At 72.0% G+C, this 12,890-nt stretch carries 11 protein-coding genes and 1 tRNA gene; 4 read left to right on the top strand and 8 right to left on the bottom strand.

What is annotated here, in order from left to right; genetic code table 11:
• Positions 1-117 precede the first annotated feature (117 nt).
• Both ACZ7N4_RS15395 and ACZ7N4_RS15390 read left to right on the top strand, forming a co-directional pair.
• Positions 118-492 carry a DUF6344 domain-containing protein gene (locus ACZ7N4_RS15395; RefSeq protein WP_471358402.1) on the top strand — a complete coding sequence of 125 codons (375 nt, stop codon included), beginning with the start codon at positions 118-120 and terminating at the stop codon, positions 490-492.
• 184 nt (positions 493-676) lie between these two features.
• Positions 677-1,465 (top strand): glycosyltransferase family 2 protein, encoded by a 789-nt coding sequence (locus ACZ7N4_RS15390; RefSeq protein WP_471358399.1) that lies wholly within the window; start codon positions 677-679, stop codon positions 1,463-1,465.
• Between the two features lies 1 nt (position 1,466).
• Here ACZ7N4_RS15390 and ACZ7N4_RS15385 read toward each other — a convergent pair whose 3' ends face one another.
• Both ACZ7N4_RS15385 and ACZ7N4_RS15380 read right to left on the bottom strand, forming a co-directional pair.
• Entirely contained in the window at positions 1,467-1,667 is a 201-nt protein-coding gene (locus ACZ7N4_RS15385; RefSeq protein ID WP_471358396.1) for a ferredoxin, read from the bottom strand.
• A gap of 105 nt (positions 1,668-1,772) precedes the next feature.
• Entirely contained in the window at positions 1,773-2,267 is a 495-nt protein-coding gene (locus tag ACZ7N4_RS15380; RefSeq protein ID WP_471358393.1) for a hypothetical protein, read from the bottom strand.
• 527 nt (positions 2,268-2,794) lie between these two features.
• Here ACZ7N4_RS15380 and ACZ7N4_RS15375 point away from each other — a divergent pair.
• Positions 2,795-6,943 (top strand): nSTAND1 domain-containing NTPase, encoded by a 4,149-nt coding sequence (locus tag ACZ7N4_RS15375; protein WP_471358392.1) that lies wholly within the window; start codon positions 2,795-2,797, stop codon positions 6,941-6,943.
• Between the two features lie 117 nt (positions 6,944-7,060).
• On the opposite strand, the gene ACZ7N4_RS15370 is transcribed toward ACZ7N4_RS15375, so the two are convergent.
• Complete coding sequence (locus ACZ7N4_RS15370) at positions 7,061-7,438, bottom strand: VOC family protein (RefSeq protein WP_471358388.1); 378 nt, start codon at positions 7,436-7,438, stop codon at positions 7,061-7,063.
• 53 nt (positions 7,439-7,491) lie between these two features.
• Positions 7,492-7,806, bottom strand: coding sequence for an STAS domain-containing protein (locus ACZ7N4_RS15365; protein WP_471358385.1), 315 nt, complete (start codon positions 7,804-7,806; stop codon positions 7,492-7,494).
• Between the two features lie 194 nt (positions 7,807-8,000).
• On the opposite strand from ACZ7N4_RS15365, the gene ACZ7N4_RS15360 reads away from it, so the two are divergent.
• Entirely contained in the window at positions 8,001-8,345 is a 345-nt protein-coding gene (locus ACZ7N4_RS15360; protein ID WP_471358383.1) for a helix-turn-helix transcriptional regulator, read from the top strand.
• A gap of 187 nt (positions 8,346-8,532) precedes the next feature.
• Here ACZ7N4_RS15360 and ACZ7N4_RS15355 read toward each other — a convergent pair whose 3' ends face one another.
• The 4 genes from ACZ7N4_RS15355 to gyrA form a co-directional block, all read right to left on the bottom strand.
• On the bottom strand, positions 8,533-8,826 hold the full coding sequence (locus ACZ7N4_RS15355; protein WP_471358381.1) for a WGxxGxxG family protein: 294 nt from the start codon (positions 8,824-8,826) through the stop codon (positions 8,533-8,535).
• Between the two features lie 510 nt (positions 8,827-9,336).
• Positions 9,337-9,413 (bottom strand) — tRNA-Ile (locus ACZ7N4_RS15350).
• 111 nt (positions 9,414-9,524) lie between these two features.
• Positions 9,525-10,265 carry a DUF3566 domain-containing protein gene (locus tag ACZ7N4_RS15345; protein WP_471358379.1) on the bottom strand — a complete coding sequence of 247 codons (741 nt, stop codon included), beginning with the start codon at positions 10,263-10,265 and terminating at the stop codon, positions 9,525-9,527.
• Positions 10,266-10,283: 18 nt separating this feature from the next.
• Entirely contained in the window at positions 10,284-12,878 is a 2,595-nt protein-coding gene (gyrA, locus tag ACZ7N4_RS15340; protein WP_471358376.1) for a DNA gyrase subunit A, read from the bottom strand.
• Positions 12,879-12,890 lie beyond the last annotated feature (12 nt).

The following is a 12,890-nucleotide window of genomic DNA, read 5'->3' as shown; positions in this document are numbered from 1 at the left end:
ATACGAGTGGTGTTGATCTGAACATCGACGCGCCACGGGCGTCGGTCCACCACTTCGCGACCCTCATACACATCATGAGGAAAGTACGCAAATCGCCCGACCCGAAAGTGAGGGGCCATGACCCGGAACAAGGTCATGAAGCTGTGGACCGCCATCGTCACCGCCTTCCTCGCGCTGTGCACGGCGCTCGGACTCGTCACCGCCGCCACGGCGCCCGCCGCCGCGGCCGGCCCGCGCACCGAGAGCCCCCGCACCGACACCGCGCAGCGCACGACCGCGACGATCCCGGCGGCACGACACTGGTCCTGGTCCCACGGCAGGGCCCTGCCCCCCACGATGAAGCAGCGGATCCGGGCCGAGGCCCACGGGAAGACGCCGGGCTGCCGCCACCGCCCGACCGACGAGACCCAGTCCCCGTCCGAGACCGCGGCCCACGAGGACGCCTCCGACTCCTCGGACCCCGCCGACCCCGCGCGCCGCCTCGACTGCTGAGCCTCCCGTACCGCAGTACCGCAACGTCTCGACCCACGGCGACTTGCGTACGCACCAGTCGACACGAACAGACCCCCGGCCGGGCCAGGCCGGGGGTCTCGCGCTGTTTCCGGTACCCGGTACGACATGCTCGTACGGCCTCGCGGCACACATCGCAGAACAGAGACGAAGACCCGGAAAGGTGGTGAGCGCTGCCGTGAACCGGCGCGTCACCGTAGTCACCGCTGTCCACGGCCCCTCCGCCCCGTTCCTGCCGGACGCGTACGCGTCCCTGTGCGCGCAGCGGCTGCCCGCCGGCTGGGAATGGGAGTGGGTCGTGCAGGAGGACGGCACGACGGACGCGGTCCGGCCGTACGTCCCGGACGACGCCCGGGTCTCCTTCCGCCAGGGCCGGCCGGGCGGGCCCGGGGTCGCCCGGACCATCGCGCTGGCACGCGCCGGGGGCGTGTACGTCAAGGTGCTGGACGCCGACGACCGGCTCACGCCGGGTGTGCTCGCCCGGGACCTCGCCGTGCTGGAGGCGGAGCCCACCGTCGGCTGGACCACGTCCCGCGTGCTCGACCTGCTGCCCGACGGCTCCACGGCCGGTTTCCCCGGGGACCCCGACGAGGGCCCGATCGAGCGCGGCACCGTTCTCGCGCGGTGGAAGCGGAACGACTTCCTTGCCCCGGTGCACCCGGCGAGCCTGTGCGTGCGGCGGGAGCTGCTCACCGCCCTGGGCGGCTGGATGGCACTGCCGGCCTCCGAGGACACCGGTCTGCTGCTGGCGCTGGACGCGGTGAGCCGCGGCTGGTTCTCGGCGGAGACCGGGCTGCTGTACCGCAAGTGGGAGGGGCAGGTCACGGGCCAGGCCGCACACGTCGATCCCGCGGAGCGCGCGGCCCGCACGGCGGTCGCCGAGGCCCGGGCCCGCGCGCTCGCCGCCTTCGGCTGGAGCTACCCGCCCGCGGCCACCGCCACCGGGACCGCGTGAGTCATCCGCCGAGGGCGATCGCCTGCGAGGGGCACCTCTCGGCCGCCTCCCGTGTCTCCTCCCGCACCCGCGGGTCCTCGGCCGACTCCGCAGCGCCGGGCCGTACGACGCCGTACCCGTCCTCGAACGCGAACACGGCCGGCGCCCGGTGCGCGCACTCGGCGGAGCCGTAGCACAGGGAGCGGTCGACGGAGACCTTCATGCGTCCTCCAGTCGTGCAGTCGTGGGCGGTGACCTCCAGGACGTCCCTGCCCGGCCGCGCGCCCGCCGAACCGGCCCGCCGGTGACCAGGGGCCTCTCCTTCTCCCTAGTCCTGACGGCTTCCGGCCGTGGCGAGCCAGTGGGCGACCCGGCGGACCGTCGGCTCGTCCAGCCGGTCGGCCAGGGCACGGACCGCCTCGCCGTCCTCGGGGCCCAGGTCGTACAGGCCCGCCTTGCTCAGTCCGGCCATGAGCACCTGGTGCCGGCGGTCCGTCATGCGTTCCGCCAGCCGGGCCGGCCCCGGGGCGTCCGGGGCGTCCGGGGAGCCGGGTACGGGGCGCCGCGGTGCGGGGGCGGGGTCCGTGGCGTACGCGGTGTCGAAGAGGCGCCAGGTGCCGTCCTCGGGGCCCCAGAGCGCGACGGTCACCTCACCCCCGCGGGCCCGCACGGTCCGGGTCATGTCACCCACGGCGTACCGCACCGGCCCCTGGTACGGGGACTCCGCGCCCACCGTCCAGGTGTCCCGGGCGGCCTCGTGGAACATCGCGACCCAGCGCGGTTCACCGGGTGGCCTCGGGCACCGGGGACGCTGCTTCTCCATGTCACTCACCCCTTCGGGACACCCCTGCGGGAACGACCGGGGAGGCGACGGTAGCTGACGGACCGTCAGATATCCAGCGTTCGCCGGGTGTGCGGGGTGCGCGGAGCGGGCTCCCGGCCCGCCCGGCACCGGTCCCTCCCCTCGTGGGGACCGGTGCCGGGCGGTGCGGGGCGATCGACCCGCGCCATGTCGGCGCGGCACGGGTCGAAGGACGAGGACCGCCAAAAGGCGGAGGCCCGGCTTCCGGGGCTTCCGGCGGTGCGCACCGGCTCATCCGCCGGGCGCGGCACGAGGTGACCGACGATGACCGATAACGTTCGGCGCCATGGGCTGTCTCTCCGAGCACTGTGCCGGTGGCCTGTCCGGACAGTATGTGAGGGGTCCGCTGCCGGGTTCGGATCCTGCCATCTGTCGCCTCCGCAGAGGAGGTTCCGGTTTCCGGACCAGCTCTTCACCGCAGGTCAGCCGTATAAGGTGAGTTTTCCGGTCCGGACGTCCACACGCGCTGGAGAGTAAGGGGTGGGACCTTGAGTTCCGACTCAGGGGCACGCACAGCCTTCGCCGAGCGCCTCGCGCTGCTGTACAAGGAGGCCGGAAATCCTCCCCTGAAGAGCGTCGCCGAGGCGGTCGTACGACTGCAGAGGACGGACGAGCGCGGCCGGCCCGTGCGGGTGTCGGCGCAGCGGATCAGCGACTGGCGTCGGGCCCGGAACGTACCGGCCCAGTTCGCCGCCCTCGCGGCCGTCCTGCAGATCCTGATCCCGGAGGCGCGCCGGCTGCGGCCCGCTCCGGTCTCCGCCGGCCTGTACGACCTCGCCCACTGGCAGCGGCTGTGGGAGCTGGCGCTGGCCGGGCCGGCCGCCGACCGGCCCGCGCCGCCCTCGGAGGAGAACCGGCGGCCACCGGCCCAGGCCCCGCCGGTCGCCGGTGGCGTGTGTCCCTACCGGGGCCTGGCCCCGTACCGGCGGGAGGACGCCCGCTGGTTCTTCGGCCGCGAACGCAGTACGAACGCCCTCGTCGCCCAGCTCCGCGCGGCCGAGCGGTCGGGCGGGCTGGTGATGCTGGTCGGCGCCTCGGGAGCGGGGAAGTCCTCCCTGCTGAACGCCGGCCTGGTCCCCGCGATCCGCGGCGGCGCCCTCTCCCCCCAGGCCTCCCCCTCACCCGAGTCCGTTCCAGCGGCCGTTCCCGCGCCCACACCCCCCGACTCGACCCCCGGCTCGACCCCCGACTCCGCCGCCGGCCCCCCGCCCGGCCCGCCGTCCCCCGCCGCCCCGCCCGACCCCGTCCTGCAGTTCGTCCCCGGTGCCGATCCGCTCGGCGAGCTGGTGCGCCGGGTCCCGGAGCTGGCCGCCGTCACCGCCGAGGCGCGCGGGGCCGAGCGGGGGGCCTCGCGGAACCCGGCGCTGCCCGGCGGTGACGCCCCGCACCTGGCCCGCGCCGTGCGCGAGGCGGTCGCGGACTGGGCGGGCCGTGCCGCCGGCCCGGACGTCCGGCCGGTCGTCATCGTGGACCAGTTCGAGGAGGCGTTCACCCTCTGCGCCGACGAGGCGGACCGCCGTACCTTCATCCAGCTCCTGCACGCGGCCTGCACCCCGCCCGACGGCTCCGCCGGACCCGCCCCCGTCCAGGTCGTCCTCGGCATCCGCGCCGACTTCTACGAGCAGTGCCTCGGCTATCCGGAACTGGCCGACGCGCTCCAGCACCGGCACATGGTGCTCGGCCCGCTGACCGGCACCGAGCTGCGCGAGGCGGTGACCGGTCCGGCCAAGGCGGTGGGCCTGGAACTGGAGCCGGGGCTCGCCGAGCTGATCGTGCGCGAGGTCAGCGCCGACGGCCCGCGCGGCGCGCACGACGCGGGCGTGCTCCCCCTGCTGTCGCACGCTCTGCTGGCCACCTGGCAGCGCCGGAAGGCCGGACGGCTGACGCTGGCCGGCTACCGCGCGGCCGGCGGGATCCAGGGCGCGGTCGCCGCGACCGCCGAGCGGGCCTGGTCCGGACTGGACCCGGCGGCCCGTACCGCCGCCCGGCTGCTCCTGCTGCGGCTGGTCCGGCTCGGCGAGGACACCCAGGCCACCCGCCGGCGCGGCACCCGGCGGCAGCTGGCGGAGGAGTCGGCCGACCCCGGCAAGACGGAGGAGTCGCTGGAGGCCCTGGTCCGGGCCCGGCTGGTGACGCTGGACGCGGACACCGTGGAGATCACCCACGAGGCGCTGCTGCACGCCTGGCCCCGGCTGCGGCACTGGATCGACGAGGGCCGCGGCGACCACCTGCTGCGCCAGCGCCTCGAGGAGGACGGCCGGGCCTGGGAGGACTCCGGCCGGGACAGCTCGCTGCTGTACCGGGGGTCCCGGCTGGAGCAGGCCCGCAGCTGGGCCCGGTCGGCCGGGGACACCTACCTGACCCGCAGCGCGGTGGAGTTCCTGGCCGCCTCGGTACGGCTGCGCAAGCGCACGGTGTGGCTGAGCCGGGCCGCGGTGGCGGCGCTGGTGGCGCTGGCCGTGCTCGCCGCCGGTTCCGCGGTGATCGCCTGGAAGCAGCGCGACGACGCCGTGTTCGAGCAGGTCCTCGCCGAGGCCGACCGGGTGCAGCACACGGATCCGTCGCTGGCCGCCCAGCTCGATCTGGTCGCGCACCGGCTGCGGCCCGGGGACGAGGGCACGTACAGCCGTCTGATCTCGATCGTGAACGCGCCGCTGGCCACCCCGCTGTCCGGCCACACCGGTGCCGTCTACCTCACCTCGTTCAGCCCGGACGGGCACACCCTGGCCACGGCCAGCTACGACCGCACGGTCCGGCTGTGGGACATCACCGACCCGCACCGTCCGGCCCCGCTCGGGAGGCCGCTCACCGCGCACACCAGCTGGGTGAGCAGTGCCGTCTTCAGTCCGGACGGACACACCCTGGCCAGCGCGGGGGACGACGGCACGATCCGGCTGTGGGACGTCACCGACCCCGCGCGCCCGGTTCGGCTCGGCCGGCCCCTCACCGGCCACAAGGGAACGATCTACCTGGTCGCCTTCAGTCCGGACGGCCGCACTATGGCCTCCGCCGGCGAGGACCACACCGTACGCCTGTGGAACGTGGCCGACCCGCGCCGGCCGACGGCCTCCGGGACGCTGCGCGGCCACAGTGCCGCGGTGCGCTGCGTGGCGTTCAGCCCCGACGGGCGCACCCTCGCGGCGGGCGGTGACGACGAGCGGATCCTGCTCTGGAACACCTCCGACCCCGGCCGCCCCCGGCGCATCCCCACGGCCCTGACCGGCCACACCGACCTCGTGCACTCGGTCGCCTTCAGCCCCGACGGACGCACCCTCGCCAGCGGCAGCGCGGACGACACCATCCGGCTGTGGAACCTGCGCGACCCGGCGCGCCCGTCCCCGCTCGGCCCACCGCTGACCGGACACACCGGACCCATCTGGTCCGTGGCCTTCAGCCCCGACGGCGGCAGACTCGCCGCCGCCAGCGCCGACAGCACGGCCAGCCTGTGGAACGTGAGCGACCCCCGCTCCCCCTCGCAGGTCGGCGAGCCGCTGGCGGGCAGCAGCGGTGAGATGTACGCCCTGGGGTTCAGCCCGGACGGCCGGACCCTCGCCACCGGCAGCGGTGACGGCAAGGCGCGGCTGTGGTCGGTACCGACCTCGGACATGATCGGGCGCAACGGGGCGTTCCGCCCGGACGGGAAGGTGCTCGCCACGGCCTCGCGCGACGGCAGGGTCCGGCTGTGGAACGTGGCCTCTCCCGGCCGGCCCGTGGCGCTGGGCGCGCCGTTCATGCGGAGCGACGGAGGCCACCGTTCGATGATGTTCTCCCCCGACGGCCGTACCCTCGCCGTACTGAACGGCATGAGCACGCTGTACCTGTGGGACGTCACCGACCCGTCCCACCCGGTCCGCGCCGCCTCCCGCGCCCTGCGCACCCGCTTCGCCGGCCCGCGCACGCTGGCGTACAGCCCGGACGGGAAGGTGCTCGCCACGGCCTACGACGACCGCACCATCCAGCTGTGGAACGTCACCGACCCCGCCCGCGCCACCCCGCTCGGCAAGCCGCTCACCGGCCACCGCGGCTACGTCAACGCCCTCGCCTTCAGCCCCGACGGACACACCCTGGCCAGCGGCAGCGCGGACCTCACCATCCGGCTGTGGAACGTCACCGTGCCCGCCCGTACCGTCCCGCTGGGGCGGCCGCTCCCGGCCCACTCCGGTCCGGTCAACGCGCTCGCCTTCAGCCCGGACGGACACACCCTGGCCAGCGGCAGCGACGACGACACGGTCCGCCTGTGGGACGTCACCGACCCCGCCGAGGCGAGCGCCCTGGGGGACCCGCTCACCGGCCACACCGAGGCGGTCACCTCCCTGACGTTCAGCCCCGGGGGCGCCACGCTGGCCAGCGGAGGCAACGACAACACGGTCCGCCTGTGGAACGTCACCGACCCCGCCGAGGCCTCCCCGATCGGCCAGTCGATGAGCCCGAACGCCACGACGGGCACCTTCCTCGCCTTCAGCCCCACCCGCCATGTCCTCGGCGTCTCCAGCGGCACCGACACGGTCCGCCTGTGGAGCCTGGACGACGACGCGGCGATCCGGCACATCTGCTCGGTGACCCGGGGCGTCCTCACCCCGCGCCGCTGGCACGAGTACCTGCCCCGCCTCTCCTACGACCCCCCGTGCGGGCGATGATCGGCCAACATCCCTGTTTCCCGCCGGACTTGGCCCCACGGAACCGACAACCTTGTTACCCTTGGCCATAGCCCGATCGCTGGTGCATCCCCCGTCGCCAGCGGTCGGGCCTTTTTTTCAGGCCTTGTCGCCGCCGCCGTCGGCCTGAGGCCGTTGGCCGAGGACGCAGAACTCGTTGCCTTCGGGGTCCGCCAGGACCACCCACGACTGCTCGCCCTGGCCGATGTCGACCCGCTTCGCGCCCAGAGCCTCCAGGCGGGCCACCTCGGCGGCCTGGTCGTCGGGCCGGAAGTCGAGATGCAGCCGGCTCTTGGCCTTCCTGGCCTCGTCGAGCCGGACGAAGTCCAGCCCCGGCAGGCGGTCCGGCGCCGGACGGATCTCGAACTCGTCGTCGTCGGCATGGACGACGACCCATCCCAGAGCCTCGGCCCACCACTGCCCCAGGGCCACCGGGTCCGCCGAGTGGACGATTACCTGTTCCCATTCCAAGGTCATCCGCCGATCGTAGGCCGACCGGGGAAAAGCGCAACGGCATTGACCAGGGGGCTTCAGGAGAGGGCGGCGTCGTCCACGGTCTCGTGTATGTCCAGCACGGTGTCGGTTCCGGTGATCGCGAACAGCCGCCGCAGCTGCGCCCGCGGCGCGGCCACCCGCAGGGCGCCCGTGTGATGGGTGAGGATCAACAGATTCAGGAACGACGAGTCCGCGAAGTCGACACCGGAGGCGTCCAGGATCACCTTCGGATGCGTTCTGACGGCCGCGGCCAGTGACTCCGCCAGGGGCGGGGTCGAGTGCACGTCGTAGGCCCCGTGGGCGACGATGACCCAGGCGCCGTTCCGCTCGTACTGACGCAACTCGGTCACCGGCCCGGACTCACCGGCCCCGTCAGACCCCTGCTTCTCACCAGCGCCACTCGTGAGCGTCGGCATAACGGCTTCATCCCAGGACACCTTCGGGGCTCCTTCCGTGGCGCTTCGACGCGGAGCACGTCAACAGTTACCGGAAAAGTATGTCACGTATGTGTGGTCGGCAATGGTGGGCCCCTAAAATACGGGTCATGGTTGGAGTGCCCGAACCTCACCGGGGATGGACGTTCATTACGAGCCACGCACGCGTACTGGCAGCCATCGCCGACAACCCGAACGCGCGGATCCGCGACATCGCTGCCCGCTGCCGACTCACGGAGCGTGCCGTCCAGCGCATCATTTCCGACCTTGAAGAGGACGGTTACCTCTCCCATACGCGTGACGGACGGACGAACACCTACCGCATCGAGCCGGACAAGGTCCTCCGCCATCCCGCGGAGGCCGGCCTGTCCGTGGCCTCCCTGCTGTCCCTGCTCGTGCAGGACGAGACCGACCGGGGCAAGGCGCCGGGGACGGTCACGGCGCGCACCTCCTGACCCCGGCTCCTTCGCGGCCGGGGCTCGGCGAGCCACCGCCACCCCGGGCCCGTGCCGTCCTGCCGGCTCGCCGAGCTCCCGCGAGGTCCGCTCCCCGACTGAAGTCGGCCATGAACGCCGAAGACCCCCGGCCGGTATCGACTGGGGGTCTTCGTGTCCAAGAAGGCCGTGCCGACAGGCGTCTGCCTCAGAGGCGATCACTGGTGTGCGCGCCGCCGGTCCCTGTACCGCGATGGGTTCCCGTGTCGTGTGTCTTCCGTCGACGAGGGACGAGACCAAGCAGACCCAGAAGACCGGCGAGGCCCCAAAGACCCCACCCACCGTCGTCATCGTCCTTGTTGTTGTCGTCCTGCGCTTGGCTCTGCGTGGCCTGCGCGGTGGTCACCTGGCTCATCACCGGCGCCTGCGCTTCCGCGGTGGCCGCAGCAGGTCCCGCGAGGAGAGTGGCTGCCAGGAGAGCACCCACAGTCGTGCGACGCATAGTTCCTCCCTGGATCCCCCATGGATGGGTTCTTGTACCCATACCGGGTGATGCCGCACAGGCATGCAACTCCACCAGGCGCACAACGCCCTGCAAATGCGCGATTGAGCCCAATTCCCGGGCTTTGCGTCCGCCGGGACCGTTAGGCCAAATGGGTGGCTCCATCTCACACGTCACAACGGACCTGCGGGCGGAAACGGCGCCCCCCGGCGTGCGCGCGGCGGGCCGAAGGCAGGAGCGCAGCGCGCCGCGGGGCCGGGAGCACACCGGGCGGAGCGCGGTCGCGTGATCGATCCGGTGGGCTTCTCCCGCACCTTCGATCGGCTCGTCAAGCGCGCCGACGTTCGCCGGAGGACGGTCCGCCTCGCCCGGCACACCACGCACGTCGTGGGCCCCAGTGAACGCGAAGCGGTGGGCATGCTCGCCGGGCTTCCGAAGATCCGCTCATCGGCTGGTGTCGGCCGTGGATGTCAAAAACCCCCAGCCGCTCTCGACTGGGGGTCTTCGTGCTGGTGGGGCTAACAGGATTTGAACCTGTGGCCTCATCCTTATCAGGGATGCGCTCTAACCAACTGAGCTATAGCCCCGCCGCGCTCTGCGGTGTGTGTCCCGCGCGCTGACTCCTGAAGGTTAGCGCACGACCGGCTCAGTCCCAAAATCCGTTGTCGGGGGCCGTCGGAACGCCGCTGGTCCGGGGGTCACTCGTCCTCGGCCAGGGTCAGCTCGACGCCTCCCACGAAGCCCGCCGAGAGGTTGTAGATGAACGCGCCGAGCGTCGCCAGCGCGGTCGCCAGGACGACGTCGATGACCGCGATGATCGTCGTGAAGGTCAGGACGTGGGGGAGCGAGAGGAACGCCTGCAGGTCGAAGCCGTTCGCCTCGTTCGAGCCCGTCGCCTCCGAGATCGTGCCGCCGACCGTCGAGAACACGCCCATCGCGTCCAGGACCATCCACAGCACCGCCGAGGCGACGATCGTGCAGATGCCGAACGCGATCGACAGCAGGAAGCTGACCTTCATCACCGACCACGGGTCGGCCTTGGCCACCCGCAGCCGCGCCTTGCGGGTCCGCGGCGCCGTCGGCCGCACCCCCGTACGGGGCTTGCGCACCGCGCCGGCGGGCGCCTGCGCCGGATAGGCCTGCGGCGGGTGGTAGGGCCCGGCCGGCTCCTCCGCGTGCCGCTCGCCGGGAAGCGGCGACGCCGACCGCGTCTCACCGGCCGCGGCCGGGCCTCGGGTGTCCGCCACGATTCCCCCCTGGGACTCCTGCTGGGATTCCTGTGTGCCGGAGGACTCCGCCACGGAAGCCTTCACCGGCTTCAGGTTGGTCGTGTGCGGATCGCTCGCGCTCCCCGCACGCGCGGCGGAGCCACGGCCGCCGCCGTCCGTTTCCGTACCCGTCGAGGTACCGGCCGATCCGGCGCCCGTGGCTCCGCTCACGATGACTCACTCCTCGTGCTACTCGGCCGAGGGTGCCTCACCCTCGTCCGTGCCGGCGGTCGCGGCGTCCTCGGCGGTCTCGTCCACGGCCACATCGCCGTCGACCTCCTCCGCCTCGCGCCCCGCCTCGGCGTTACGTGCGATACCGACCACGGCATCGCGCTTGCCCAGGTTGATCAGTTGGACGCCCATGGTGTCACGGCCCGTCTCCCTGACCTCGCTGACTCGCGTACGAATCACACCGCCGGAGAGGGTGATAGCGAGGATCTCGTCGTGCTCCTCGACAATCAGCGCGCCGACGAGCGAACCACGGTCCTCCACGATCTTGGCGGCCTTGATGCCGAGGCCGCCGCGACCCTGGACGCGGTACTCGTCGACGGCGGTCCGCTTCGCGTACCCACCGTCGGTGGCAGTGAACACGAACGTACCGGGTCGCACCACATTCATCGAGAGAAGCTCGTCGCCCTCCCGGAAACTCATCCCCTTGACGCCGGAGGTGGCCCGGCCCATCGGGCGGAGCGACTCGTCCGAGGCGGTGAACCGGATCGACTGGGCCTTCCTGCTGACCAGAAGGAGATCGTCATCGGCCGACACCAGCTCGGCACCGATCAGTTCGTCGTCCGTGCCGTCCTCCCGCTCGCGCAGGTTGATGGCGATGACACCACCGGAGCGGGGCGAATCGTAATCCTTCAGAGGCGTCTTCTTGACCAGCCCGGACTTGGTGGCGAGCACCAGGTACGGCGCCGCCTCGTAGTCACGGATGGCGAGGATCTCCGCGATCGCCTCGTCCGGCTGGAAGGCGAGCAGGTTCGCCACGTGCTGGCCGCGCGCGTCCCGGCCGGCCTCCGGCAGCTCGTACGCCTTCGCCCGGTACACCCGGCCCTTGTTGGTGAAGAACAGCAGCCAGTGGTGCGTGGTGGAGACGAAGAAGTGGTCGACGATGTCGTCTTCCTTCAGCTTCGTACCCCGCACGCCCTTGCCGCCGCGCTTCTGCGCCCGGTAGTCGTCCGTCTTCGTCCGCTTGACGTACCCGCCGCGCGTGACGGTGACGACGATGTCCTCCTCGGCGATCAGGTCCTCGATGGACATGTCGCCCTCGTACGGGATCAGCTTGGTCTGGCGGTCGTCGCCGTACTTCTCGACGATCGCGGCCAGCTCCTCGCTGACGATCCCGCGCTGGCGGACCGGCGAGGCGAGGATCTCGTTGTACTCGTTGATCTTCGCCTGGAGCTCGTCGTGCTCCTGGACGATCTTCTGCCGCTCCAGGGCCGCCAGGCGCCGCAGCTGCATCTCCAGGATCGCGTTGGCCTGGATCTCGTCGATCTCCAGCAGGTCCATCAGGCCGGTGCGCGCGACGTCGACGGTGTCACTGCGCCGGATCAGTGCGATGACCTCGTCGATGGCGTCCAGGGCCTTCAGCAGACCGCGCAGGATGTGCGCCCGCTCCTCGGCCTTGCGCAGCCGGAACTTCGTCCGGCGGACGATGACCTCGATCTGGTGCGTCACCCAGTGGCGGATGAACGCGTCCAGGGACAGCGTGCGCGGCACACCGTCGACCAGCGCCAGCATGTTGGCGCCGAAGTTCGTCTGCAGGTCGGTGTGCTTGTACAGGTTGTTCAGCACGACCTTGGCGACCGCGTCCCGCTTGAGGACGATCACCAGGCGCTGGCCGGTACGGGACGACGTCTCGTCGCGGACGTCCGCGATCCCGCCGATCCTGCCGTCCTTCACCAGGTCGGCGATCTTCTGCGCCAGGTTGTCCGGGTTCACCTGGTACGGCAGCTCGGTCACCACCAGGCACTGCCGGCCCTGGATCTCCTCGACCTCGACCACCGCGCGCATCGTGATGGAGCCGCGCCCGGTGCGGTACGCCTCCTCGATGCCCTTGCGGCCCACGACCAGCGCGCCGGTCGGGAAGTCGGGGCCCTTGATGCGCTCCATGAGCGCGTCCAGCAGCTCCTCGTGGGAGACCTCGGGATTCTCCAGGTACCACTGGGCGCCGGCCGCGACCTCGCGCAGGTTGTGCGGCGGGATGTTGGTCGCCATGCCGACCGCGATACCGGCCGAGCCGTTGATCAGCAGGTTCGGGAAGCGGGCCGGCAGGACGGTCGGCTCCTGGGAGCGGCCGTCGTAGTTGTCCGTGAAGTCGACGGTCTCCTCGTCGATGTCCCGGACCATCTCCATCGACAGCGGCGCCATCTTGCACTCGGTGTAGCGCATCGCCGCCGCCGGGTCGTTGCCCGGGGAGCCGAAGTTGCCGTTGGAGTCCACCAGCGGCATCCGCATCGACCACGGCTGGGCGAGGCGCACCAGCGCGTCGTAGATCGAGGAGTCGCCGTGCGGGTGGTAGTTGCCCATGACGTCGCCGACGACGCGGGCGCACTTGTAGAAACCGCGCTCGGGGCGGTAGCCGCCGTCGTACATCGCGTACAGCACGCGGCGGTGGACGGGCTTGAGACCGTCCCGGACGTCGGGGAGCGCGCGGGACACGATGACGGACATCGCGTAGTCGAGGTACGAGCGCTGCATCTCCGTCTCGAGCCCGACGGGCTCGACACGCATCGCGAGTTCGCCGCCCTCTTCAGGGGTGACGGGAGTGTTCTCGTCGGCCATTGCTGGTGAAGA

The sequence above is a fragment of the Streptomyces sp. NPDC107654 genome, assembly GCF_055639035.1.
This window is presented reverse-complemented; position numbering and strand designations above follow the sequence as displayed.